21 protein-coding genes, 2 pseudogenes and 1 riboswitch are annotated in these 26,500 nt (G+C 28.8%); of the genes and pseudogenes, 18 read left to right on the top strand and 5 right to left on the bottom strand.

What is annotated here, in order from left to right:
- Positions 1-365: 365 nt before the first annotated feature.
- The gene (locus LLF98_RS14610) at positions 366-731 is read left to right on the top strand and encodes a transposase zinc-binding domain-containing protein (protein ID WP_291704871.1); all 366 of its coding nucleotides are present in this window, start codon (positions 366-368) and stop codon (positions 729-731) included.
- A gap of 184 nt (positions 732-915) precedes the next feature.
- Here the strand turns inward: LLF98_RS14610 and LLF98_RS14615 are convergent.
- Positions 916-1,227 (bottom strand): annotated as a pseudogene (locus LLF98_RS14615) (transposase); the annotation flags it as partial.
- A 160-nt stretch (positions 1,228-1,387) separates the two neighbouring features.
- Here LLF98_RS14615 and LLF98_RS14620 point away from each other — a divergent pair.
- The 3 genes and pseudogenes from LLF98_RS14620 (at position 1,388) to LLF98_RS14630 (ending at position 4,718) form a co-directional block, all read left to right on the top strand.
- Positions 1,388-3,385: a methyl-accepting chemotaxis protein gene (locus LLF98_RS14620; RefSeq protein ID WP_291704873.1), complete on the top strand. Its 1,998-nt coding sequence runs from the start codon at positions 1,388-1,390 to the stop codon at positions 3,383-3,385.
- 275 nt (positions 3,386-3,660) lie between these two features.
- Positions 3,661-4,005 (top strand): annotated as a pseudogene (locus tag LLF98_RS14625) (phosphatase PAP2 family protein); the annotation flags it as partial.
- A gap of 101 nt (positions 4,006-4,106) precedes the next feature.
- Entirely contained in the window at positions 4,107-4,718 is a 612-nt protein-coding gene (locus LLF98_RS14630) for a DedA family protein (protein WP_291704876.1), read from the top strand.
- Positions 4,719-5,283: 565 nt separating this feature from the next.
- Here LLF98_RS14630 and LLF98_RS14635 read toward each other — a convergent pair.
- The 4 genes from LLF98_RS14635 to LLF98_RS14650 form a co-directional block, all read right to left on the bottom strand.
- Positions 5,284-5,859, bottom strand: a complete 576-nt coding sequence (locus LLF98_RS14635; protein ID WP_291704877.1) for a hypothetical protein — start codon at positions 5,857-5,859, stop codon at positions 5,284-5,286.
- A 126-nt stretch (positions 5,860-5,985) separates the two neighbouring features.
- Entirely contained in the window at positions 5,986-6,702 is a 717-nt protein-coding gene (locus LLF98_RS14640; protein WP_291704879.1) for a DUF434 domain-containing protein, read from the bottom strand.
- 503 nt (positions 6,703-7,205) lie between these two features.
- Positions 7,206-8,876 carry a dihydroxy-acid dehydratase gene (gene ilvD / locus LLF98_RS14645; RefSeq protein WP_291704881.1) on the bottom strand — a complete coding sequence of 557 codons (1,671 nt, stop codon included), beginning with the start codon at positions 8,874-8,876 and terminating at the stop codon, positions 7,206-7,208.
- A 154-nt stretch (positions 8,877-9,030) separates the two neighbouring features.
- Positions 9,031-9,717: a FadR/GntR family transcriptional regulator gene (locus tag LLF98_RS14650; RefSeq protein WP_291704883.1), complete on the bottom strand. Its 687-nt coding sequence runs from the start codon at positions 9,715-9,717 to the stop codon at positions 9,031-9,033.
- A gap of 345 nt (positions 9,718-10,062) precedes the next feature.
- Between LLF98_RS14650 and splB the strand changes: the two genes are divergently transcribed.
- From splB to tgt, 14 genes are all read left to right on the top strand, one after another.
- On the top strand, positions 10,063-11,085 hold the full coding sequence (gene splB / locus LLF98_RS14655; protein WP_291704885.1) for a spore photoproduct lyase: 1,023 nt from the start codon (positions 10,063-10,065) through the stop codon (positions 11,083-11,085).
- Positions 11,086-11,290: 205 nt separating this feature from the next.
- Positions 11,291-11,374: riboswitch (cyclic di-GMP riboswitch) on the top strand.
- Between the two features lie 110 nt (positions 11,375-11,484).
- Complete coding sequence (locus LLF98_RS14660) at positions 11,485-13,176, top strand: methyl-accepting chemotaxis protein (protein ID WP_291704887.1); 1,692 nt, start codon at positions 11,485-11,487, stop codon at positions 13,174-13,176.
- A 270-nt stretch (positions 13,177-13,446) separates the two neighbouring features.
- Positions 13,447-14,802, top strand: coding sequence for a branched-chain amino acid transport system II carrier protein (brnQ, locus tag LLF98_RS14665; protein WP_291704889.1), 1,356 nt, complete (start codon positions 13,447-13,449; stop codon positions 14,800-14,802).
- A 386-nt stretch (positions 14,803-15,188) separates the two neighbouring features.
- Positions 15,189-17,222, top strand: a complete 2,034-nt coding sequence (locus LLF98_RS14670) for a thioredoxin domain-containing protein (RefSeq protein ID WP_291704891.1) — start codon at positions 15,189-15,191, stop codon at positions 17,220-17,222.
- 351 nt (positions 17,223-17,573) lie between these two features.
- On the top strand, positions 17,574-18,188 hold the full coding sequence (locus LLF98_RS14675) for a DUF488 domain-containing protein (RefSeq protein WP_291704893.1): 615 nt from the start codon (positions 17,574-17,576) through the stop codon (positions 18,186-18,188).
- Between the two features lie 84 nt (positions 18,189-18,272).
- Entirely contained in the window at positions 18,273-18,767 is a 495-nt protein-coding gene (locus LLF98_RS14680) for a L,D-transpeptidase (protein WP_291704895.1), read from the top strand.
- A 211-nt stretch (positions 18,768-18,978) separates the two neighbouring features.
- A complete protein-coding gene (locus LLF98_RS14685) occupies positions 18,979-19,227 on the top strand; it encodes a hypothetical protein (protein WP_291704896.1) in 249 nt (82 codons plus the stop codon).
- A gap of 140 nt (positions 19,228-19,367) precedes the next feature.
- On the top strand, positions 19,368-20,237 hold the full coding sequence (locus LLF98_RS14690) for a radical SAM protein (RefSeq protein ID WP_291704898.1): 870 nt from the start codon (positions 19,368-19,370) through the stop codon (positions 20,235-20,237).
- 119 nt (positions 20,238-20,356) lie between these two features.
- A complete protein-coding gene (locus LLF98_RS14695) occupies positions 20,357-21,091 on the top strand; it encodes a hypothetical protein (RefSeq protein ID WP_291704900.1) in 735 nt (244 codons plus the stop codon).
- Between the two features lie 189 nt (positions 21,092-21,280).
- Complete coding sequence (locus LLF98_RS14700; protein ID WP_291704902.1) at positions 21,281-21,856, top strand: hypothetical protein; 576 nt, start codon at positions 21,281-21,283, stop codon at positions 21,854-21,856.
- A gap of 269 nt (positions 21,857-22,125) precedes the next feature.
- Complete coding sequence (gene ruvA, locus LLF98_RS14705; RefSeq protein ID WP_291704904.1) at positions 22,126-22,722, top strand: Holliday junction branch migration protein RuvA; 597 nt, start codon at positions 22,126-22,128, stop codon at positions 22,720-22,722.
- Between the two features lie 86 nt (positions 22,723-22,808).
- A complete protein-coding gene (gene ruvB / locus LLF98_RS14710) occupies positions 22,809-23,849 on the top strand; it encodes a Holliday junction branch migration DNA helicase RuvB (protein WP_291704906.1) in 1,041 nt (346 codons plus the stop codon).
- A gap of 208 nt (positions 23,850-24,057) precedes the next feature.
- Positions 24,058-25,083 carry a tRNA preQ1(34) S-adenosylmethionine ribosyltransferase-isomerase QueA gene (gene queA, locus LLF98_RS14715; protein ID WP_291704909.1) on the top strand — a complete coding sequence of 342 codons (1,026 nt, stop codon included), beginning with the start codon at positions 24,058-24,060 and terminating at the stop codon, positions 25,081-25,083.
- Positions 25,084-25,316: 233 nt separating this feature from the next.
- Positions 25,317-26,456 (top strand): tRNA guanosine(34) transglycosylase Tgt, encoded by a 1,140-nt coding sequence (tgt, locus tag LLF98_RS14720; RefSeq protein WP_291704911.1) that lies wholly within the window; start codon positions 25,317-25,319, stop codon positions 26,454-26,456.
- Positions 26,457-26,500 lie beyond the last annotated feature (44 nt).

Genomic DNA, 26,500 nt, shown 5'->3' on the forward strand with positions numbered 1-26,500 from the left:
CCTGTGGATAAGTAGGGGTTTTAACATGTTTTTTCTTTCGAAACTTTTTTATCACTGGATTTGAAAGAGGTGCGGTTAGCCTTGATGGAATAAGGGGTTGGAGGTGGTGGGGGAAGTTCGAAACTATTTTATTAGGGAACAATTATCTAACAATAATAAAGTTGTGTTAAAAGTTGTGAAAATAATGAAGGAAATTCTTTGTTATTTCACAACTTTTTTTATTCTATAGATTTAGTATTTTCAAATACGAGGAAATTATAATAAAGTCAAATCTGTGAATAACTCTTAGATGTAGCACAAGCACTTAGTCTGCGAAGCAGATTTAAATATGGACAAATAATGAACAATTTAATAATATAAATATTATGATCAATAATAAGACAACAGTTAAAGAGATGTTAGAAGATAAATACATTGATTTTAAAAATAAATATTGGAATAAAGTTCCGAAACGTATGCGTGTACAAATTGATGAAATTGTAAATAAAGCTATGAAATGTAGTGATATTAAATATGGTTTTGCTGAATATGTATGTGAGGAATGCGGTGAAAGTACCAAAGTGCCATTTACATGTAAGAGTAAATTTTGTAATAAGTGTGGTAGATTGTATACTCTAAAATGGGCAGAAAAGCAACAAGCGAATATGTTAAGAGTTGCTCATAGGCATAGTGTATTTATTTTTATTAAATTGGACTTGTTATTTTTTGTTAGTGCCTTAATCATTGAATAATTGATATTTATATGATAAAATAAGTTAATATTTATAGTTTTAAGCAATATTTACCTAATCAAAATCAATCATATGGAATTAAACACCATTCGTATTATTCAAATGGAAAAATTTACTTTTAATAGGTTATCCTAAACGAGAGAACAGATGGATTTACTTATTGACTTGGGATGTAATATAATTCAAGGTTATTCTTTGTTTGTTTAAAAAATATCTCAATTGGCCAACGCTTACTATAATATTCGAGAATTGTTTTAGTGTTAAGTTCAGTGTCAGTGCATAAGAAAGCATGCAATGCCCCGTCTTTCTTAAAAGCATTTTCAGGCCAACAAAATAAAATGACTGAATTATCTATTCCATTAAGATTTCTTTCATAACGATAAGTCCGATATTTAGAATTGTTTACTGTAACAAGGCAAACATCATTCTTTTGAATATATTCACTAAAATCCTTAACTTGAATACTAATTCCTTTGGGATAAATAATTCTGTTAGTTCACTATAAATATATAATATGAATTAGGAAGTGAAGAGAAATGTAAATATATACATAAGATAAAATGTAATATCTAAGTAAATACATTAAAAAACAAATTTTTTAGAAAAATAATTGATTGAATTTTTAAAAATAAGCATTATTGGGGGAGAAAGTTAAAATGAAAGTTAAAAAAGTAAATATAAATAGTATTCGTAGTAAATTAATCATTAGTTTAGTAACAATTTGTATAATACCACTAATTATAGCGGGAGGCTTTTCATATAATCAGTCGCAGTCAATTCTTAATAACAAACTAAATGTTACAAGTACACAAACACTTATGGAAATAAATCATGGATTAAATGATTATTTTCGTGGGTTTTCGGATATAACTTCGATGACCACAAAAAATCCTGCCATCATTAATATAGATAGTGAGAATAATTTAGAGTTAGTATCAGAAATTTTAAAAAATGTAAAAGAGAGTGATAATGATATTCTTGGAGCATATTATGGAACTGCTTCTGGAAAGTTTGAAATATATCCTAATACTAAAATGCCTGATGGATATGACGCAACTACAAGAGATTGGTATAAACAAGCAATGGAATCAAAAGGAAAAGTTATAATAACTCCACCATACAAAGATGCATCAACAGGAAATATGGTTTTTTGTATTGCACAAACAGTAGAGAAAGATGGAAAAGTAGTAGGTGTTCTTGGTATTAATTGTACGTTATCTACACTTGCAGACAAAATAGCAACAAAGAAAATAGGAAGTTCAGGATATGTGTTTATTGCTGATGGAGTAGGTAATATTTTAGCTCATCCTGATAAGAGCCTTATTAGTACAGATATAGCTTCAAAGCTATCTTTCTGGGATAAAGCAAAAGCTGAGGAAAGAGGATTTGTTCAATATAACTATGATGGTGTACAAAAGTTTGGTGTATATGAAACAAATGAACTAACAGGATGGAAGTTAGTAGCTTCATTAGACCAAAGTGAGTTATCAACTGATACAAAGTTAATATTACAAACAATTTCATTAATAACATTAGTAATGGCGTTAATTGCAGTAGTAATATCATTAATATTAAGTAAGGGAATATCTCAAAACGTTAAGAAGTTAAAAGAAGTATTTGCTAAGGCCTCTAATGGAGATTTATCTAACATTATAGAAATAAAATCAAAAGATGAATTAGGAGAACTTGCTAATGATTATAATTCTATGATAAAAAATATTGGGAAATTGTTAGAGAGTGCAAAACAAACATCAAATATAGTGCTTGATACTACCTCAAACATTTCAGCCATGGCAGAAGAAACAACTGCTTCAATGTCACAGGTTGCATTAGCTGTTTCTGAAATCTCTCAAGGTGCTATTAACTTAGCTGAAAATTCTCAAGATACTGCAACAGGAATTGGAGAGTTATCGCAAAAATTAGATAACATTGCTGATGTTACTAATGATATGAGTAGTGTATCACAAAATACTAAGGATTTAAGTAATCAAGGAATAAATACTGTAAATATATTAATCAATAAAAATAACGAAACTATAGAGTCAACAACTAAAGTTGAGGATATAGTTTCCGATATGAATGATAGCGTAAAAGAAATTAGTATGATTTCAGATGCTATAAATGCAATAACAGAACAAACAAATTTACTGGCATTAAATGCATCTATTGAGGCCGCACGTGCAGGAGAAGCTGGTAAAGGATTTGCTGTAGTAGCTGATGAAATTAGAAAGCTTGCAGAACAATCAAAGAATTCTACTGAGCAAATTAAGAAAATAATAGAAACTATTCAAGCAAAGGCAACAACAGCAGTACAAGCTATGGATAGTACAAAGAAGATTAATTCAGAACAAAATGAAGCTGTATCAAAAACAGAAAAAATATTTACAGACATATTGCTTTCTATAACAACGCTAAATGAAAAGGTTGGAAATGTTAAAAATTCAATAGAGGATATGCAAGTTCAAAAGCAGATTTTTGTTACTCAGATTGAAAATACTTCTGCTATTTCTGAGGAAACAGCTTCATCAACAGAAGAGGTGACAGCTTCAACAGAAGAAGTAACAGCTACAATGGATAAATTCTCTCAACATACAGTAGAATTACAAGAATTAGCTGAAAGACTAAAAGAAGAAATAGATAAGTTTAAAATATAATTAGTGAGTTAATTGAGGTGGAAGTACATCTTTCTTTTATAAGGTTTTGATTAATAGAACTATGATGCATATACTTTAACAATATCTATGTATTATTAAAATAAGGTCCCTAGCTTCATAAAAAGTTCGAGAAAAATAGATAGGCAATATGCCCTGTATTAGGTCAAAAATGACTTGGTACGGGGCTTTTTAGCATGGTGATTTTTTAGGGTATTATAAGGGGATATTTAGGAGAAGGCGTGAAGATGTGGGGGGACATTTAAATATGGACAAATGTAGATAGACCTTTTGTTAAAAATAAGGTAAATTTATTAGTGCCTCATGATACAGCTTCATCCTTTCCAAGTAACCATGCCACAAAAACAATGAGTATAGCATTGGGACTTGGGAAATATAATAAGTTACTTAGTATTATATTAAATAGACTATCAATAATTGTTGGCTTTTCAAGAGTATATGTTGGACATCACTATCCTATGGATGTTATAGGAGTATATGTGATTGTTTTTGCTACAAGTTATATTTACAATTTGAAATTAAGAAGTAAAGTTGAAAGCTTATATGAATTAATTGAAGGGAAATTTGCAACACGGTTTGGATTTAAAGAATTATATAGCTAAATGGGATTGCATACTATATAATTAATAGTACATAATTTTAGATACCTTTTAGTATTAAACATAGTTTAATGGTTATACTTGTTATATGTGAGGTGAATATTTTGAAGTTTGTAATAGAATTATTAAATAATTATGGATATATTGTATTATTAATAGCGTTAATGGTGGAAATGATAGCATTTCCGCTGCCAGGAGAAGCTCTTATGACCTATTGTGGATATGTTATTTATGAGGGGAAAATGAACTTAGCTATTAGTATCTTAATTGCTACAATTGGAGTATGTATAGGCATTACTTTATCTTATTTTATTGGCAAAACATTAGGAGTAACTTTTTTTGAAAAGTATGGTCATTATATTCATATGGATAAGAATAAACTAGATAAAATATCAATATGGTTCGAAAAATATGGAAGTAAAATGTTGATTATAGCATATTTTATTCCGGGTATAAGGCATGTTACAGGTTGTTTTTCAGGTATAACAGAGATGTCATATAAGAAATTTGCAGTTAATGCTTATTTAGGTGCATTTATATGGACTACTACTTTTATTTCATTAGGAAAAGTTCTTGGAGTTAATTGGGGAAGATATCATAGTTTGTTAAAAAAAGATTTGTTAATAGGAAGCTTAATTGTTGCTGTAATTATAATTCTAATATACCTTTATAAGAATTATAAACAAAAAATATTTAAAGTTGCAAGATTCAAGTGATGTTGTAGTTAGATATGGATTTAGAGTAGTATGTTTTAACTTGAGTATAATTTTAATGGAAGTTTACTAGAAAAGAGAATAAAAGCTCAAGATATATCTGAAAAGATATATCTTGAGTTTTTTGATTAGCATATTGTAGCAAATATTACTTAACTGTATTGAATTATGAAAAGGTTTTAATTGAGATTTAGATTAGGAACAAAATGTAAGGAGTGATATGAAACTATTGAAAATTTAATTTCTCTAGAATATGCGAAGATAAAATACATAAATTTCCAAAAATAAACGGGATTAAGCTCTTATAGAGAACTTATATTGGGGAAGGATGTGGAATTTATGGACAAGTATAATATACCATTGGGAACTTTATTGAGGTAAAGCAAAATTACTTTATAGTAAATGAGAATCTTTGTCCAGAATTAAGACAAAAGATTCTCATTTTTATTTAAATAAAATATTAATGACTCTTTAAAATAATGAGTCATTATAAAAGTAGGGTTTTTAATTATCATGAAATCTTCTTCTATATAATAGAGCAAGTGATATTCTATAATTATCTGATATCTTATCTTAAAGTTTCACAGTAATCACAATCATCTGTAAAAGTTGATCTATAGCATACAAAAGAATCAATTCTTCTTAAATCTACTCCGAAATAAACCCAATGTCTACCAGTCCATCTAAATCCAGATACAGATCTCCTGTCAACATTAAACAAGAATGCCCAATAGCTTCTACCATTTTCCTCCCAAATATATGTGTATTTAAAAACACAAAATCTTATAGAATTTGGACTAACAGCCTTAGTTCCTGGACCATATTGACTTTGACTAAAGCTTTGAACACCCTGATCCATTTTACTAGGAACATAATTTGGAGGTGGAGATTTAGGTGCTCCAGGTGGGGTAAAACCTCCTCCAGGAAAATTAAAACTAGGTGGGTTATTGCCTCCTTTAGGATAATTAAAACCAGGTGGGTTAAAGCCTTCTCCACTAGGAGGATTAAAATCAGGTGGATAATTATCTTTTGGGGGAATGTTACCACCTGGCATAGGTAAAAAAGGTGGTCTTTGTCGTTCAAAAGATTCAAAATTTATGAATTCCATAGTATCTTCATAAATATCATCGTTTAGGTTTAGCATTTATATTTAGCTCCTAATTAATTATTTATAAAATAATATATTCATAAAAATTAAATTTGTTATACTTTAACTTAAATAATAAATCAAAGATTTTCATTTGTAGATAGGTTATTTAGTAGATCATTTTCAATGATTAATTTGAAAATCAATATAAGAAGTATCAGGTAATTCTTCACTTACAATTTCATATGCTAGATTAATCCAACTATTACAAGTATTTAAGATTATTCCATCACTGGTCACAACATGATCTAGCTTGTTTAAAATAACATCTGCATTTGGTACAAGAACAACATCTACATCAAAATTGTATTTATCCAAAAGTTCTAATATTTTTAGCTTCAATCTTCCTGTATTAGAAACAGGGGAATCTAAATAAAAGATTACTTTTTCAGGTTTCATCTTATTAAGTTTTAAGCCAATCAATTCTATTGCTATATCTGTCTTATCAATTAATTTATAAGTTCCACGAAGTCCTGCTAAATCACGCAAAGTGCCATCCATGCACCTAAGCAAAGTTGAATTAGATAGTGCTACTTCAAGTGTAATAATTATATTTAAACCATCAATATGTATTGTGCTATTTTCATATTCATTTATTAATTTATGTTTCTTTCTTCTTTTAACATCTTCAAAAGAAGAAAGACTTCTCTTTAAAGCTAATCTTTGTCTTGCTGAGAATAAAAAATGATTGCCTATAAACTCAATGGTTTTATTAATTCCATAGCCACGATTTAATAAAAAACAAATATCTTCCTGTGCTTTCTTTAATAAATCTATATTTTTATCATTAAATTCAATTTTATCAGATGGAACAAAACCTCTTTGAACTATTTGTGTCATAAATATGCCTCCTAATATTTTTAAGCTATAAATATTCTTGAGAATATTAGAATATTTATTCTAAGCCATATATATTCTAAGCAATATTAGCATATATATTCTATTTTTCTAAATGCATCGTACCAACTCCTTTTTGGATAATTATACCATAGCAACACTGTAGAATATAATAGAATTTAGATGTAATAGGACTTGGATAATTATGTATAAAGGAATTGGAATTCACAATGAATAGTAATATGATTATTATGGAAAAACTTGATAAGAATATGAAATAAAACAACAAGTCCAAAATGCGATGTATATTTTGCCTTAAGATAGGTTCAACTTTTGATTATGCCTTAGTGAAATAAAAGATATAATAATTAGCAAAAGTTATATTTGTTTAAGCAACATATGGAATTTTAGTTAACAAAAAACTAGTACAAGAGTTCAAATTCTTATTGTACTAGTTTTATATTTTATATTAACGTATATTTTGAGCACCTTAAAGTAGCATTTAATTAAAATTTGGGAAGATCTAAAATAGCGCCTCTGTTGCCAGATGTTACTAATGCTGCATATCTTGCAAGATAACCTGTTGTAATTTTAGGTTTTCTTGGTTTCCAATTTGCTCTTCTTTTTTCTAATTCTTCATCGCTAACTACAAAGTTAATAGTATTAGCATTGATATCAATTTGAATAATATCTCCATCTTCAACTAAAGCAATGTTACCACCAACTGCTGCTTCAGGAGATACATGTCCAATTGAGGCACCTCTACTTGCACCACTAAAACGTCCATCTGTTATAAGAGCAACAGTGCTACCTAAACCTCTTCCCATAATTGCAGATGTTGGGTTAAGCATTTCTCTCATACCAGGACCACCCTTTGGACCTTCATATCGGATAACAACAACATCTCCTTCAACAATTTTTCCTGTGTTAATAGCATCAAGTGCATCTTCTTCGCAATCAAATACTTTTGCTGGACCTTCATGTTTTAACATTTCAGGTACAACTGCTGAACGCTTAACAACACAAGAATCAGGAGCAAGGTTGCCTTTAAGAACAGCTATTCCACCAGTTTGACTATATGGGTTTTCAACAGGTCTTATAACTTCGGGATTTTTGTTTATGCAACCTTCAATATTTTCACCAACAGTTTGTCCTGTACCTGTTATTAAATCAGTCCTTAATAAACCAAGTTTATTTATTTCATTCATAACTGCGTAAATTCCACCAGCTTCATTTAAATCTTCAATGTAAGTATGTCCTGCAGGAGCAAGATGACAAAGGTTTGGTGTTTTAGCACTGATTTCATTTGCTATATCAACATTTAAATCAAAACCAACTTCATGTGCAATTGCAGGTAAATGTAACATACTGTTTGTGCTACATCCAAGAGCCATATCCATAGTTAACGCATTCATAAATGCAGCTTCTGTCATAATATCTCTTGGTCTTATGTTCTTTTCAAGTAACTCCATGATCTTCATACCAGCATGTTTTGCAAGCTTAATTCTCTCAGAATAAACTGCTGGAATTGTTCCATTTCCTTTAAGGCCCATACCAAGAACTTCTGTTAAACAGTTCATACTATTTGCTGTATACATTCCAGAACAAGAACCACAAGTAGGACATACATTATTTTCATATTCATCTAACTTTTCAGCTGTAATTTTTCCGGCATTGTAAGCACCAACAGCCTCAAACATACTTGAAAGACTTGTCTTACATCCATCAACTTTTCCAGCAAGCATTGGTCCGCCACTTACAAAGATAGTAGGAACATTAACTCTTGCTGCTGCCATTAAAAGTCCTGGTACGTTTTTATCACAGTTAGGTACCATTACTAATGCATCAAAAGCATGGGCCATTGCCATAGCTTCAGTAGAATCTGCAATTAAATCTCTAGTAACCAGTGAATACTTCATTCCTTCATGACCCATTGCAATTCCGTCACATACAGCGATTGCGGGGAATACAATGGGAGTACCACCAGCCATTGAAACACCCATTTTTACAGCGTCTACTATTTTATCTAAATTCATATGACCTGGTACGATATCATTTTGTGAACTAACAATACCTATAAGAGGTCTTTCCATTTCTTCTTTTGTTAAACCTAATGCACTAAGTAATGAACGTTGTGGTGCACTTTTAGATCCTTTTGTTATTACATCACTTTTCATAGCATAATCTCCTCATCTTTATATACTAATTAGCCAGTTGTATATTTTTATTGTACGTTGTATGATGTCTTCTGTCAATAAAATATTATACTTCATATAAAAAAATTAAGTGATAATTCCCATCGAGTACATTTTAAAGGATTAGCACTTAACTTTATTCATTATATATATCTAAACCTCGCATAGCCCGAATAATATGAAGTTTCATCGCAGTTTTTGCACCTTCAGCATCTCGGTTTGCTAAAAATTCCATTATCATACGATGATCATTTAAAGTATCTTGTATTATAGACTTATTTTCATCAGATAAAATAACGCCCTTATCTATAGCCTTATAAAGTATTGGCATTAGCTTATTCATAAATTCATTGTGAGTTGCTTTGGCAATAGATTTATGAAAAGCCTGTTCAGCTTCAGTACGATCTTCGCCTCTTAAAATTTTTTCTTCCTCTAGTTTCCCATAATAGAGTATTCTTTCAAGCTCCTTATCAGTAGCACGTTTTGCAGCATAATAAGCAGTTTGTGGTTCAAAAATCAACCTCATCTCGTATAAATCTTTTGCATTTAATTTTGTTGTAGAAAGTTCTTCTAATCCCAAATTCTCATTTAAAACTTGATGATTTGTTACATATGTTCCTTTACCTCTCTTGATTTCAAGAACATTATGAGCAACTAAAATACGAATAGCTTCTCGTAATGTAGTTCTACTTACTTTTAGCTGCGTGGAAAGTTCATTTTCATTTGGAAGTTTATCTCCAATAGCAAATTTCTTATCTATAGTAATCATTGCAAGAACATCATCAGCAATACGTTCAGATAGGCTTTTTTCTTTTCTTGACATAAAGAAACCTCCCTTTAGGTTATGCTTATATAATATAATAAAAGAGGTCGCCTTTCAATAGTGATGTCTGATGTCTGTAATATGTATATAAGGTGAAATAAACTAAGATCCATATTAAAGCTCCTTGGGAAATTTAAATTATTATTAGTATATACGCTATAAGTTTAACAGATAATAATTATAGAAATATAACATCATAGGGTAAGCAAATACAATATATAGGCTTATTCATGTTTTGCTTAAGGTAAGCTACGAATTGATTATGATAATAAAATATTTTTCTAAATAAAAATAGAGAGGAGAAAATAAACTCAGCTTGTTTCATGCTGGTTTATTAGTGAAGATATGTTTATACCTAAAAGAATTATATTTGAGAAAGGTTCATTAGAATATGACATGGGAAAGGAAATCCTTAATAAATTTAAAGATAAGATTGATATTGAAATCATAAATTTGACTTCTAATAAACTCAAACAACACATTCCAGGGGATGGCTTATTCTCTCAGTATAGAGAAGGTAAAAAAACTTTAGTTGTTGGAACCAAGAAGAGTTTAAAATTTCAATCATGTAAACCTTCAGCACATTATCAACTTCCATTAGTATCTGGGTGCATGGGGCAATGTGAGTACTGTTATTTAAATACTAATCTTGGAGATAAACCTTTCGTAAAAATCCATGTGAATATAGATGATATTCTTAATCAAGCTCAGAAATATATAGATGAAAGGTTGCCTGAAATAACTATATTTGAAGGAGCAGCTACATCTGACCCAATAGCTGTAGAACCTTATAGTCATTCTTTACAGAAAGCTATAGGATTCTTTGGCAAAAATAAAAGTGCTAGATTTAGATTTGTAACAAAGTACAATGATATAGATTCATTGTTTAATTTAGAACATAATGGTCACACAGAAATAAGATTTAGTATCAATACTTCTTCAGTTATAAATAAATATGAGCACGTTACAGCTTCTCGTGATCAAAGAATAGAAGCAAGTATAAAGGTAGCCAAAGCAGGATATCCTATGGGATTTTTAGTTGCACCTGTATTTGTATACCCTAATTGGAAAGAGGAATATCATGATTTATTAATAGAATTAAGGCGTAAGCTTCCACATGATTTAAAATTTCCAGTAACTTTTGAAGTTATATCCCACCGTTATACTACAATAGCTAAAAATAGAATACTTAATATATTTCCTGAAAGTGAATTGCCTATGAATGATGAAGAGCGTAAGTTTAAATATGGACAATTTGGATATGGCAAGTATGTATATCCAAAAGAAAGCATAGATGAAATAAAACAATTTTTCATAAAAGAGATAGAAGAATTGTTTACCAATAAAGAAGTTAAATATATTATATGAGTGTTTATAAGAATAAAGAAGTCTAAAAATTTAAATATTAACATGCTTTTTGTTATGGTAAATTTGAAAGTTTCAGATAGATAAAAACAGATTTGTACTCAATAGAATTACATAGAAAAGAATATGTAAAAATTACTAGTAAACTGTAAAATTATTTGATATAATTTACATGTTAAGTTAAATGCATGTATATTAATATATTACAACTAGTATTGGAAACAATTATGAATTTCTTTTATTTGGGCACTTAGGAAATTTGGAGTTTGTAGTGCAACCGGCCAATATAAGAATAAAACTTTTAAAAGGGATTATTCTTATATTGGCTCTTTTAATGTCATAAAGATAATTGAATTTACTAGAAAAGAAATCTTAAATATTATAAGAATGTGGGGGTACAATATGAGTAAAATAGGAATAAAAATTTTAAAAATGATTGGAATAATTTCACTTATTTCAATGATATTGCTACTATTACTTAATGTAATAGTGTTTAAAATGTTATTTAAAAGTCTGCAAACTGATGCAAAAAATATTGCAATAGAAGCTGTAAATGTTATTGATGGTGATAAGCTAGAGAGGGTTATACAAAATAAATCAATGGATAGTGATGAATATAAAGAAATTGAACAATCAATGATGAGCTTTAAGAGTGACAATAATATAAGATATTTTTATACATTAGCTCAAAATCAGGGGAATAGTGCATATATCCTTGTGGATGCAGCGTTAACTAATAAATCTGAACTTGGAGAAGAGTATGGGTTAGAAGAGGAAATGAAAAAAGCGTTTGAGGGAACACCGTCATTTAATGAAGAACCTACCAAAGATGAATATGGTACATTTATATCTGGCTATGCACCTATCAAAAACTCTAGTGGTAAGGTCATTGCAATTGTAGGGGTTGATAAGGATGTTGCAAATTTTATATATATAAGAACTAGGATTATTAGTGATAGTATAATAGCTTCAATAGTTATTTTGATATTATCTGTATTATCATCTATTATATTCTCAAAAAAAATAACTTTTAATGTTAATCAAATAAAAGATGCATTAAATGCTATGAAGCAAGGAGATTTAACTGTTTCTATAAATGTTTTAAGTAAAGATGAGTTACAAGATATAGCTGAAGAAATAAATAATTTCAGAGAAGAGACAGCAGAAACATTAAGATTGGCAAAAGGTGTTTCTGGTGATGTAAGGCAACAAAGTGAGACTCTATCAGTAGTATTCCAAGAATTGGCTGCATCATCACAGGTTATTACTAATTCAGTTGAAGAAGTATCTAAGGGATCAAGTGACCAAGCTGGAGAGTTAATGAATATAAGCAATACTATTAGTAACTTTGGTTTGAAAATTGATCAATCGGTGATGGATATTGAAAAAATAAATAGTAAAATGACATTAGTAGACTTAAAGGCAATAGATAGTAGTAAAGACCTAAAGGTTTTGGAAGATTCAATAAAAGATACTAATTTATCATTTGCTGATGTAAGAGAAAAAATACAAGGGTTAGGTATAGAGTTATCTAAAATCAGTGAAATAACTAATGTAATTAAATCTATTTCTGATCAAACTAACCTTCTTGCTCTAAATGCAGCAATTGAATCAGCAAGAGCAGGTGAATCAGGTAGAGGATTTTCAGTAGTAGCAGAAGAAATAAGGAAATTAGCCGAGCAGTCTAAGATATCTTCTTTAAGTATTAGTGATTTAATTTCAAACATTTCAAATGATAGCAACATTGTAGTAAAGACATCAGAAGAAATGAACAATAAACTTAATAGTCAGATGCAGGTGATTGATAAATCTATGAGCTCATTTAAAGATATAATAGAAAATATAGAAGAAATAATGCCACAAATAACAGCTGTAAATAGCAGTATAGCTATTATTAATAGTGATAAAGAAAGTATTATTAAAAGTGTTGAAGTAGCAGCATCTCTAGCAGAAGAAGTTTTAGCATCAACTGAAGAAATAACCGCATCATCACAAGACTTTAATGCATCATCACAAGAAGTAGCCGCATCATCAATAGAGTTAAGTGGCAAGGCACAATCTATGATTGGAGCAATAAATAAGTTTAAAATATAATTTTGGCATAGTAAACCCTGTTGTAACTTGAAAGAACATTGTCATTTTACAATAGGGTTTAATACTGTGTAATTATTTAAGTATAATATTTCTTTGAATTGAAAAAAATTCATTTATAGCATGAAAAAATGAATTTTACTATTGTATATAAATATATTATAATGAAAAGAATGATTCAAGGTATTATCAAAAAAGTGAAAACTCAAACACTAAAGTGAGAAGAAGAGCAAAAAAAATTGACAATACCAAAAAATTTAAGGAGGATTATTTATGAAAGAAAAGCTGAAATTTCAGCAAAACTTATTGATAGGTTCATTATTATTTGGACTTTTTTTTGGTGCGGGTAACTTGATTTTTCCAGTACAAATGGGACAGGAAGCTGGAGAACATGTTTTTGCAGCGACTATTGGATTTTTAATTACAGGTGTAGGATTGCCTATGGTAGGGATTATTGCATCAGCTATTTCAAACAGTGAAAGTTTATTTGATATGGCGAGCCCTATTAGTTCTCGCTATGCAATTATATTCACATGCTTATTATACTTAACAATTGGTCCATTATTTGCAATTCCGCGTACTGCAACAGTTGCATTTGAGGTGGGAATTCATCCTTTTATTTCTGATGAACATTTGAAGCTCGGACTCATTATTTTCTCATTTATATTTTTTGTTTTTACAATTTATTTTTCACTAAAACCAGGGCAAATTTTAGATTGGGTAGGGAAATATCTTACTCCTATTTTTCTGATATTATTATCGGTTTTATTAATTGCTACATTTGTAAGTCCAATGGGGCAAGGAAGTGATTATCCAGCTCAAGAAAGTTATGCTGCTCAGCCATTATTTACTGGTTTATTAGATGGATATAATACTATGGATGCTTTAGCGTCTGTGGCTTTTGCTATTATTATTATTTCTAATATTAAAAAGTTAGGTATTAAAAATTCTCGCTCAATTAGTATTGAAGCATGTAAATCAGGTTTAGTTAGTGTTGTTGGAATGGCTATTATTTATGGTTCATTAGCTTATATGGGAGCTACAAGCTTAGGCAGTGTGAGCCGTGCTGATAACGGAGGAATTATTTTATCTATGGTCAGCAATCATTATTTTGGTGTTGTTGGTAAGGTGCTATTAGCAGCTATTGTTGGAATTGCATGTGTAAAAACAGCTATTGGTTTAATCACTTCCTGTTCTGAAATGTTCAGTGAAATGTTTCCAAAATCAATTTCCTATAAAAAATATGCTATTATTTTTACACTTTTTTCATTTATAATTGCTAATTTTGGATTAAGCAATCTCATGCAGATATCTATACCAGTGCTTATGTTTCTTTATCCATTAGTAATTACTTTAATTTTATTGTCTCTATTAACTCCATTTATTAATAAGCAAAGTGATGTTTATAAATGGACAACTGGGTTAACAATTATTGCAGCATTTTTTGACTTATGTAAATCATTACCGAAATATATGCAGGGAAATGTTGTAGTTACACAAATTGTTAATTTTGCTCACTTATATTTACCAGGATTTGATTATGGATTTGGCTGGATATTACCAGCACTTTGTGGCTTTTTTATAGGATTAATTATTTGGATTATTCGTGTAAAAAACATACACAGATAAAAAAGCGCGAAGCGCAACCAAGAACTTATAATATTTTTAATGAAGAGCAAATTAAGTAGTACATAAATCATTTTAAGGAACCTACTCTGAATAATGACTTAGAGTAGGTCTTTTTACGTAAATTTGCTTTTTGATATTGTAATAAAGCCAACTCTCAAATACAATCAAATCTAATTTTGATTGTAATATATTATAAAGGAATATATATAGAACTATGTGTATTTTTGTATGTATTAAAATAAGTGTAACATTAAATACTTTTCTATTATATTTGCCTAATAAAATTATAATATAACACTTAAATTTTAAAATATTTATTTCTAAATGTATATCTATTTTAGCAATAGGTAAACTAATAAGTATAATAATTGAAAGAAGGTGATGCGATGTTATCTAATAGAAAAGCCAACAGCTTAATTAATGAAAAAAGCCCTTATCTTTTACAACATTCTTACAATCCTATTAATTGGTATGCATGGAGTGATGAAGCTTTTGATAAAGCTAAAAAAGAAGATAAGCCAATCTTTTTAAGTATTGGGTATTCCACTTGCCATTGGTGTCATGTAATGGCACATGAATCTTTTGAGGATACAGAGGTTGCAAAAATTATTAATGATAATTTCATAGCAATAAAGGTAGATCGTGAAGAAAGACCTGATGTAGATAACGTTTACATGACTGTTTGTCAAACTTTAACAAATAGTGGAGGATGGCCACTTACAATAATAATGACTCCAGATCAAAAACCATTTTTTGCAGGAACTTATTTTCCTAAGAATTCTAGATATAATATGCCTGGACTTATAGAGATTTTATATTCTATAATTACTCATTGGAAAGATAATAAGAGTAAGCTTATATCAACTAGCGAAAGTATTTTATCAGAACTTGATAAATATTATGAAGGAGAAATTAATAAAGTTGAATTAACTTCTAAAACATTAGAAAATGGTTATAACCAACTTTCACGCGTTTTTGATAAAAAATATGGAGGATTTGGAGTTGCTCCCAAGTTTCCAACACCGCATAAAATTATGTTTTTACTTAGATATTATAAAGCATATAAAGATATTAAAGCTTTAGAAATGGCTGAAAAGACTTTAGATTGTATGTATAAAGGTGGATTATTTGATCATATAGGCTTTGGATTTTCTAGATATTCTACTGATAGTAAATGGTTAGTGCCACATTTTGAGAAAATGCTCTATGATAATGCATTATTAATTATTGCATATCTTGAAGGTTATGAGATTACTAAAAATGAACTATATAAAAGTGTAGCAGTGAAAGCACTAGAGTATGTATTTAGAGAACTTACAAATGAAAATGGTGGATTTTATTGTGCAGAAGATGCCGATAGTGAAGGCGAAGAAGGTAAGTATTATGTATTTAATCCTTTAGAAACTTTAGAAATTTTAGGTGAAGAGGATGGAACATATTTTAATGAATATTTTGATATAGCTACTGATGGAAACTTTGAAGGGAAGAGTATCCCCAATTTAATTAAGAATAGTGAGTTTAAGGTGGATAATACTAGAATAAGAGATTTAAGTGAAAAGGTACTTGAATATAGAAGCAAAAGAATGAAATTACATAAAGATGATAAGATTTTAACATCTTGGAATGGTCTTATGATAGCAGCCCTCGCTAAGGCGTATAAAGTTCTTGAAGATGAAAGATATTTTGAATATGCTAAAAAGGCAGTAAATTTTATTTTTGATAATTTAATTGATGAAAATAAAAGATTACTTGCTAGATATAGAGATGAAGAATCTCGTCATAAAGCATATTTAGATGATTATGCATTCCTTTGCTTTGGACTTATAGAGCTTTATGAAAGTAGTTTTGATATTACATTTTTAAAGAAAGCAATTGATTTAAATAAAGATATGATTAATTTCTTTTGGGATAATGATAAACAAGGCTTTTTCCTTTATGGAGAAGATAGCGAAAAATTAATAGCTAGACCTAAAGAACTTTTTGATGGAGCAATGCCATCAGGAAATTCTGTTGCAGCTTATAATTTAATAAAGCTTTCAAGAATTACTGGAGATACATATTTAGAAGAAATGGCAGAAAAGCAACTTAATTTTATTTGCGGATCTTTATTTAGTGAAGAAATAAATTATTCATTCTTTTTAATTGCAGCATCATTTGCATTAAATCCTTCGAAAGAACTAGTATGTGTTCTTAAAGATAAAAGTGATGAAGAAAAAATTAAAGACTTACTAAGTGAAAAACAAACATTTAATTTAACAACAATCATTAAAACTAACGAAAATAAAGAGGAAATAGAAGGAATAATACCGTTTATTAAAGACTATAATTTTACAAATGATAAATCTACATATTACTTATGTAAAGGTAGGGCATGCTTAGCTCCAATTAATGATATTAATCAATTAAAAAAATTACTATAAAATTTGAGCTTAGCTTTGGAAAAATTTTAATATATGAATGAACTTTTAACAGTTATTTTCCCATGATTCATATCTATAATACTTTTTGCAATAGCAAGCTTTAAGCGATAGCCATTTTTTTCTCTTGCTCTTAGAGATCTCTAAATCCGAAGTAAGGAAAAGTAATAGTCTAAAAGTCAGATAAGCACAATTTTATATCTGACTTTTCTATATTTCTATAGGTAATTGGAAATATATCAATTTACTATTAATCTAGCTGAAGAGGGTTCTGTAGCAATTATTATCGAAATATTTATTAAATAATATTTTTCAAGGTAAAATAGTTAGATACTTAAGATAGGAGTTTATAAAATGGATATATATACAATTGGACATTCAAATTATCCAGTAGAAAAATTAATTAATATGTTAAGATATCATGATATTAATTGTGTTGTAGATATTAGAGGAACACCGTATTCTAAATATAATGTTCAATATAATAAAGAAACTATAGCTAAGTCTTTAAAAGAAGCAGGATTTTTATACATATACATGGCTAAAGAATTTGCAGCTAACAGAGAAAATAAATTGTCTTATAATAAAGAAGGATATTCTGATTTTGAAAAAGTAATTACTGAAAAAGAGTTTGTAAATGGAATTGAAAGATTAAAAACAGGTTGTGAGAAAGATTATAAAATAGCCCTTCTAGGAGCTATGCAAGATCCAATAAGGTGTCATAGAAGCATATTAGTTGGAAGAGCTTTAAGAGAACCTAACTTTAATGTTAAGCATATATTAGATGATTATTCGTTAGCTTCACAAGAAAATATAGAAGAAAATCTTTTAAACAAATATTATAGTAATAGAAATCAAATAACAATGGATAGTTTGCTTGGAAATGATATGAATGAAAAAGAAATGATTGAAGAAGCTTATAGATTAGCGAATAAAGAAATTGGATATAGAGTAGAAAATTTAAAATAGAGCCTTTGGCTTAAATAAGAATTAAAAAACAAAATGACTATAAATTACATATACTACTTTAGATTAATAAGTAGGAAGTTAAATATGAAATTTTTAGCTAGAATTTTTAAAAGCAAAGAAAACAATAGGAAAAATACAAGAGCAGATAGTTTTAAGGATAATACTAATGCTACAAATTATGTGAATTCAAATAATTTTTCAAGTGTAACTAATTATTTCATTTGGGTAAATCTTAAAGAATTTAAAGTAAATATCTTTGAAGGAAGTACAAATAAATGGGTGTTAGTCCATAGTTATTTATGTACCATAGGAAAGAAATCTACTCCAACACCAAAGGGAACTTATACAATTGGAATAAAGGGTCTTTATTTTGGAGTAAATAAAGGATATAAATGCTGGTATTATACTCAATTTAAAGGAAATTATTTATTTCATTCAATAATATATAATTTAGATGGCTCTATTAGGGATGGAAGACTTGGGATGGCATTATCTGATGGTTGCATAAGACTAACTAAAGTAAATGCGAAATGGATTTATGATAACATTCCTAGAGGAACTAAAGTAGTTATCAGTTAAAAACACCAAACTATTATATATTTGAGATGGAATATCTATTAAAAGAACAGCCTAATCTGAGGCAAATAAAATTAATCAGAAAATTCAAAAAAATATATTGCAATAAGTTGCACAATGAGATATAATTTAAATAAGATAAAGATTAAAATTTATCTTAGTGGACTGACACTTCAATCCGGCAGAAGCGTATATCTTCAGTGATATACAGTTGGTGACGGGCAACGTAAAAAACCCGGAAGCAATGTACGACATATGGGCGTATCCAGTTGGCGGACAACGTAAAAATCAGTTACTAAGAAGAGCAAGTGTATTTAATGCACTTGCTTTTTTGATAAATAAAAGCTTAATTACTATGAAAATAAGTATATTCATTATAAAATCTATTGAAAAAATAATAAATTGCTATATAATAAAATTTAAATTTATTAAATATATTGACGTAAGGTTGGATGATGTATGAATAAAGTTATTTTGAGATAGACTCTTATTTTAGTTGAAATAGCAGCAATTAAAAGCTATACTAATTTGAGATATTTAAATAAAGCATTTTGGAATGATTATTTTTTCAGATGCTTAAAAAAGACTGGAGTTAATAGTTAAATGAAGAAATTTAAAAAAGTTTATATAGAAATAACAAATGTATGTAATTTAAGTTGTAATTTTTGTCCTAAAACATCTAGAAAACTAAAATTTATGGATAAAAACTCCTTCGAACATATTGCTAAAAGTATAAAACCCTATACAGATCATGTTTATTTTCATTTAATGGGAGAGCCATTTTTAAATAAAGAACTTGAAAATTTCTTGGAGATAAGCAAAGAAAATCAATTGAAAGTTAATATAACTACTAATGGAACTTTAATAAGTGATGTTAAAGATACATTGCTTAATGCATCTGCTTTAAGACAAGTAAATATTTCACTACATAGTTTTGAAGCTAATGAAGAAAATATTGATTTTAATGAATACATAAATAATATAATCAATTTTGTTAAAGAATCAACGGAAAGGACTAATATAATTTGTTCTTTGAGATTGTGGAACTTAGATACAAAATATAGTGCTAGTAATAATATGAATATTGATATATTTAAATTACTTGAACAAGAATTTCAAACAAACTGTGATTTAAAGGAATGTTTAAAAGAGAAAAATAGTTTTAAATTAAAAAATAATGTGTATATTAGTATGGGCGAAAAATTTAAATGGCCATCTCTAAAAGTTGAAGAATTAGGGGAAAGGGCTTTTTGCTATGGACTTAGAGATCAAATAGGTATATTAGTTGATGGAACAGTGGTGCCATGTTGTTTAGATAGTGAAGGCAGTATCTCTCTTGGTAATGTTTTTGAAAGCACTTTAGATGAAATCTTAAACTGTAAAAGAGCTAAGGATATATATGATGGATTTTCTGGAAGAAAAGCAGTAGAAGAATTATGTAAAAGATGTGGATTTATAAATAGAGTAAGATAGAAGTACTCATAATAGGATTAGGCTCATGAAAGAAAATAATAAGTACAAAGATGCAAAATAGACAAGCATACGGACTTGGTATTTTTGAATGTGCGTGAATAGAAATGGATGTGGTTAAAATGGAAGTAGCAATTAAATCAGTAATAGTTTTTTTATTATTATATTTTTCGTATTATTTTGCATTAAGATTTATTCAATCAGTTTTTCAAGGTGCAATAGGAAGTATAAGCTTTAAATTAGCTAAGTTTATATATGCATTAGGTACACCAGCACATGAACTGGCACATTTATTAGTTGCTGTGTTATGTTTTGCTAAAATAGAAGAAGTACAACTTTTTCCAAAAGGAAATAGACCAGGATTCGTAAGATCTAGAGTAGGAAGTAAAATCCCATTTTTTATAAGTATAAAGGAATTTCTTATAGCAATAGCACCCGCATTGGTAAATATACCCTTATTTATATTTATAGAAAGCAAATTTATATTAAAATGTGAAATGTCAGAAATTTCAATGATATTGGATCCAAGAATTATAGTTACTAAAGAAGGCTTAATAACAATTTTATTATTTTTAGTACTAATAAGCGGAATAGCACCCAGTCATGAAGATTTCAAAGGAATGATTAAAGGTCTTATAATTTTTAGTGTTGTTATATTTGGACTATCTTTTGTAACTGCAATGATTTCAGATATGAAATGGGTAAATATTAATCCGATTTTAACCGTTATATTTTATTATTTTGAAATTATAATAACGGTTATGATAATAAATTCAATTATAAATTATAGAAATTGCATACTAATTACTTGGAATATATTAATTAGTGCACTAAAACATACTTTTAAAAGAAGTTAGGCATATGAAAGAAAATAACAAGTCAAAGGTGAGGTGCACATTTAACTTGTTATTTTTTTAGTATATAATGAAATTGGAATTTAGCTATATTGAAATAATGGAGATATATGAAAAAATGATTACCAATATATAAATAAATGTATAAGTATTAGAAAAATGTTAATACTTCTCAATAAGGAGTGATTATTTATGATGAATAAAAAGAAATTATTTATTTCAATGACAATAACATTAGTACTTATATTTTCTATAACTTATTATTTGTCAGATAAATATATAACTAATAAAAATGCTAAAAATAACGCTGCGACAGCAAGTGAGATAAATAAAAGCAGTGAGCTAAATGATAGCACGAAAATATATTTATTTGCAGGAGAAAAGAAAGAAAAAGAATCAACCATAGCAGATTTAAAAAAAGAATTAAATATAGATGGTAATTTAACACAAGCAGAATTGTCAAAAACATTAAAAGATAAAGGATATGTTTTAGAAGTAGAATCTAATGGTGCAATGACATATAAAAGAGATATTTCAAAATCAGTAAAACCCAATAAATATTATATTGGTGAGAAGGATGGATTTTTAGCTATATATAAAACTGATAATGATGGAACATTATTAATTGAAAATAGTGAAGATGTATATTCTAATAATAAAAAAGTAGATAACTTAAGGGAGTCAGATAAAAACAAAATTAAGAATTTTGAATTTGAATATAATTCAAAAGAAGATGCAGAAGAAAGTTTGTCTGAATTTTTATCTTAAACATATGAAATAAAATAACACACCAAGTATACAAATGTACTGGTCTGTTATTTTTTTTATATGATTAAAAGGTATGAGAGTAATATTTGCTCACATACCTTTTTAAATATGTATTCTTCATTTAAAAATACATTATTGAAAGATTTCATTTAAAATGATAAAGTATAAGTTAGGTTTTATTAATATAGTAATTTGTTTTTAAAAGAGTATACTTTGTAAGTTTTAATTTAAGTATATTTTATTTATATACAAAAGTTGGAGGAAAATGGATGTATGAATATATTAAAGGAAAATATGTAGGTATAAGTAAGGATTACATAATAGTAGAGAATAATGGGATTGGTTACAAAATATTTACATCAGGTGCTACAATGTCCTCCATACCAAAAGCAGGAGATGAAATTATGCTTTATCTTGAACAAATAGTAAGAGAAGACTTTCTTGGTTTATATGGATTTGATTCTAAGGAAGAACTAGAAATGTTTAAATTGCTTTTGACAGTTGGTGGAGTTGGTCCTAAGGCAGCATTATCATTACTATCTATAAGTAGAGTTAATAATTTAAAATATGCTATATTGACTAATGATGAAAAGCATATTTGCAGGGGTGTTGGTATAGGTAAAAAAACAGCAGCTAGAATTATTTTAGAACTCAAAGATAAATTAAAACCAGATGAGTTATTAGATAATACTCAAAATTTTGATGATAGCAATAATGAAAATATTAATGTGTTATCAGAGGCTTTAAGTGCATTGCTTGCACTCGGCTACAGTGAAAAAGAAGCAGATTTTGCACTTAAGAAAGCAGATAAAAATGATAGCGTTGAAAATATCATTAAAAATGCATTAAAAGCGCTAATGGGATAAAAATTGTTCAGTGATAAGAGTATGTATAAGCATTTAGCTTGAATATTTGAATGTAGTTAATTCATTAAGAATATGGGGAGGTTTTTATGGAAAGAATAGTTAATCCATCAGAATTTGAAGAAGATTCTAATTCTGAACTTAGTCTAAGACCTCAAAAAATAAATGAATATATAGGACAAGATAAGGTTAAAGAAAGATTAGATATATTTATAAAGGCTGCAAAAAATAGAAAAGAAGCCTTAGATCATTCACTTTTGTATGGTCCACCAGGACTTGGTAAAACTACTTTAGCTAATATTATTGCAAAAGAAATGGGAGGGGATTTGAAAATCACTTCAGGACCTGCAATAGAAAGAGCTGGAGATTTAGCAGCTATCTTAACAACCTTAAAGGACTATGATGTTTTATTTATTGATGAAATTCATAGGTTAAATAGAAATGTTGAGGAAATTTTATATCCTGCTATGGAAGATTATGCATTAGATATAGTCATAGGTAAGGGTGCGGCGGCGAAGTCTATAAGAATTGATCTTCCTAAATTTACACTTATAGGAGCAACAACAAGGATTGGAATGCTTACATCGCCACTTAGAGATAGATTTGGTGTATTGTGTGCTATGGAATATTATACAGATGAAGAACTTAAGGAAATAGTCGTTAGGAGTGCTACTGTGTTTGGTTGCCAAATTACAGAAGAGGGAGCTCTTGAAATTGCAAAAAGATCTAGAGGGACTCCAAGAATCGCCAATAGATTATTAAAGAGAGTCAGAGATTATTCAGAAGTAAAAGCAAATAAATTAGTATCTTTAAAAGAAGCAAGAGAAGCTTTGGAATTGCTAGAAGTTGATAATCAAGGATTTGATAAGGTTGATAATAAAATATTAGAAGCTATTGTAGATAATTTTAATGGAGGTCCTGTTGGAATTGAAACACTTTCTTATTTTATAGGAGAAGAATTAGGTACAATAGAAGATGTTTATGAACCTTATCTCCTTCAAAAAGGATTTATTATAAGAACTCCAAGAGGAAGAATTGCAAGTGAAAAAGCGTATAAACATCTTGGTAGGGTAAACACATCAAAGAATAGAGAAAATAATAGAATGCAAGGAAATTTTTTTGAAAATTAGAAAATTTATTTGTTAAGTAAATAATGACATGATAAAATACCAACAATATAACAATATAAGCATTTAAGAAGTTATATTTATAGTCAGGGTTTAAAGAATATATAAGGAAACTCGACTCACATGCGTTCGCTGAGTAAGTTCGAGGAACAAAATATAAAATTTGGACTCTCACTTATAATGCACTTTTTAGTTAGGAGAAGATAAATAGATGAACGTAAAAGATTTTGATTTTTATTTGCCAGAAGAGCTAATAGCTCAACACCCTCTAGAACGACGAGATTCATCAAGACTTATGGTTTTAGATAAGGAAACTGGAGAAATTAATCACAAGAGATTCCATGATATTGTAGAATATTTAAATGAAGGAGATACTTTAGTATTAAATAACACTAGAGTAATGCCAGCAAGATTAATTGGTGAAAAAGAAGACACTCACGGAAAGATAGAATTCCTTTTACTAAAGAGAATTGAAAAAGATAAGTGGGAATGCTTAGCAAAGCCAGGTAAATCAGCAAGAGTAGGAAGAAAATTTACTTTTGGAGAAGGAAAATTAAAAGCTGAAGTAGTAGAAGTTAAAGAGAACGGAAATAGAATCGTTGAATTTTTCTATGACGGAATATTTGAAGAAGTATTAGATGCACTTGGTGAAATGCCATTGCCTCCATATATTCATGAAAGATTAGAAGATAGGGAAAGATATCAAACAGTTTATTCAAAGGAAAATGGTTCAGCGGCAGCTCCAACTGCAGGACTGCATTTTACAAAAGAATTATTAGAAGAAATAAAAGGCAAGGGTATAAATATAGTTTACCTAACGCTACATGTTGGACTTGGAACTTTTAGACCAGTGAAAGTTGAATCATTAGAGGAACATGAAATGCATTCAGAATTTTATATGCTCTCAAAGGAAAGTGCAGATATAATAAATGAAACTAAAAAAAGAGGTAATGCTGTTATTTCTGTTGGAACAACATCAACAAGAACCTTAGAAACTATTGGTGACAATAATGGATTTGTTAAAGAACAAAGTGGATGGACTAATATTTTTATATATCCAGGATATAAATTTAAAGTAGTGAATAACTTAATAACAAACTTCCATTTGCCAGAATCAACATTGATAATGCTTGTTTCAACTTTGGCTGGAAGAGATAATGTTATGAATGCATATAAAGAAGCAGTAAATGAAAAATATAGATTTTTTTCATTTGGAGATGCTATGTTTATTAAGTAATAATTTATAATTAACAATGTACAGTTAAGGAATAAGTTCTTATGGAATTTGAAAAAAGCATATTTAAAGAAATTATGAAGTAATTCCAACTGTAATTATGTATTAATAAAAAAGCTTTGATTACATTGATGAGGTGACATAATCAAATGTTTCAATTATATAAGGCATTTTTAGTTATTTCTCTAAATAACAAGTGAGTATGCCTAAAAAATTATAATTAAGAGGTGAAACTTTTGAGTAAAAAATATACGTTATTAAAAAAGGATGGAAAAGCAAGACGAGGACAGTTTGAAACGCCCCATGGAACTATACAAACTCCAGTATTTATGAATGTTGGAACATTAGCAGCCATAAAAGGTGCAGTATCTAGTATGGACTTAAAGGAGATAGGATGCCAAGTTGAACTTTCTAATACATATCATCTTCACTTAAGACCAACAGATAAAGTGGTTAGTAAGCTTGGGGGATTACATAAATTCATGAATTGGGATAGGCCTATTCTTACAGATTCAGGCGGATTCCAAGTGTTTTCACTTGCAAAGATGAGAAAAATTAAAGAAGAAGGTGTATATTTTAACTCTCATATAGATGGGAAAAAAATATTTATGGGACCAGAAGAATCAATGCAAATTCAAAGTAATTTAGCATCAACTATTGCAATGGCTTTTGATGAATGCGTTGAAAATCCAGCACCAAAAGAATATGTAGAAAGGTCAGTAGAAAGAACTACAAGATGGCTTGAAAGATGTAAGGTTGAAATGGATAGACTAAACTCTCTTCCAGATACAATAAATAAAGAACAAATGTTATTTGGTATAAATCAAGGTGGAGTTTATGAAGATATAAGAATAAAACATGCTGAAGAAATAGTAAAAATGGACTTAGATGGATATGCAATAGGCGGACTCGCTGTTGGAGAAACTCATGAAGAAATGTATAAAATAATAGATGCTGTAGTACCACATTTGCCAGAGGATAAACCAATTTATTTAATGGGAGTTGGAACTCCAAGTAATATATTAGAAGCAGTGGACAGAGGAGTAGACTTCTTTGATTGTGTACTTCCAGCTAGAAATGGAAGACATGGAAATGTATTTTGTAAAGAGGGTAAGCTTAATTTAATGAATGCAAAATTTGAACTTGATACAAGACCAATAGATGAAGGTTGTGAATGCCCAGCGTGTAAGCATTATACAAGAGCATATATAAGACACTTATTTAAAGCTAAAGAAATGCTTGCTATGAGATTATGTGTATTGCACAATTTATATTTCTATAATAAATTAATGGCTGATATAAGAGATGCTATTGATGGAGATTATTTTAAGAAATTCAAAGAAGAAAAATTAAGGGAATGGGAAGGTAAAGTCTAGAAAAATTAAATGTTTAATTGTCAACACTAATGTATTAGTTTATC

It is taken from the genome of Clostridium sp., assembly GCF_021372645.1.
Taxonomy (GTDB): domain Bacteria; phylum Bacillota; class Clostridia; order Clostridiales; family Clostridiaceae; genus Clostridium.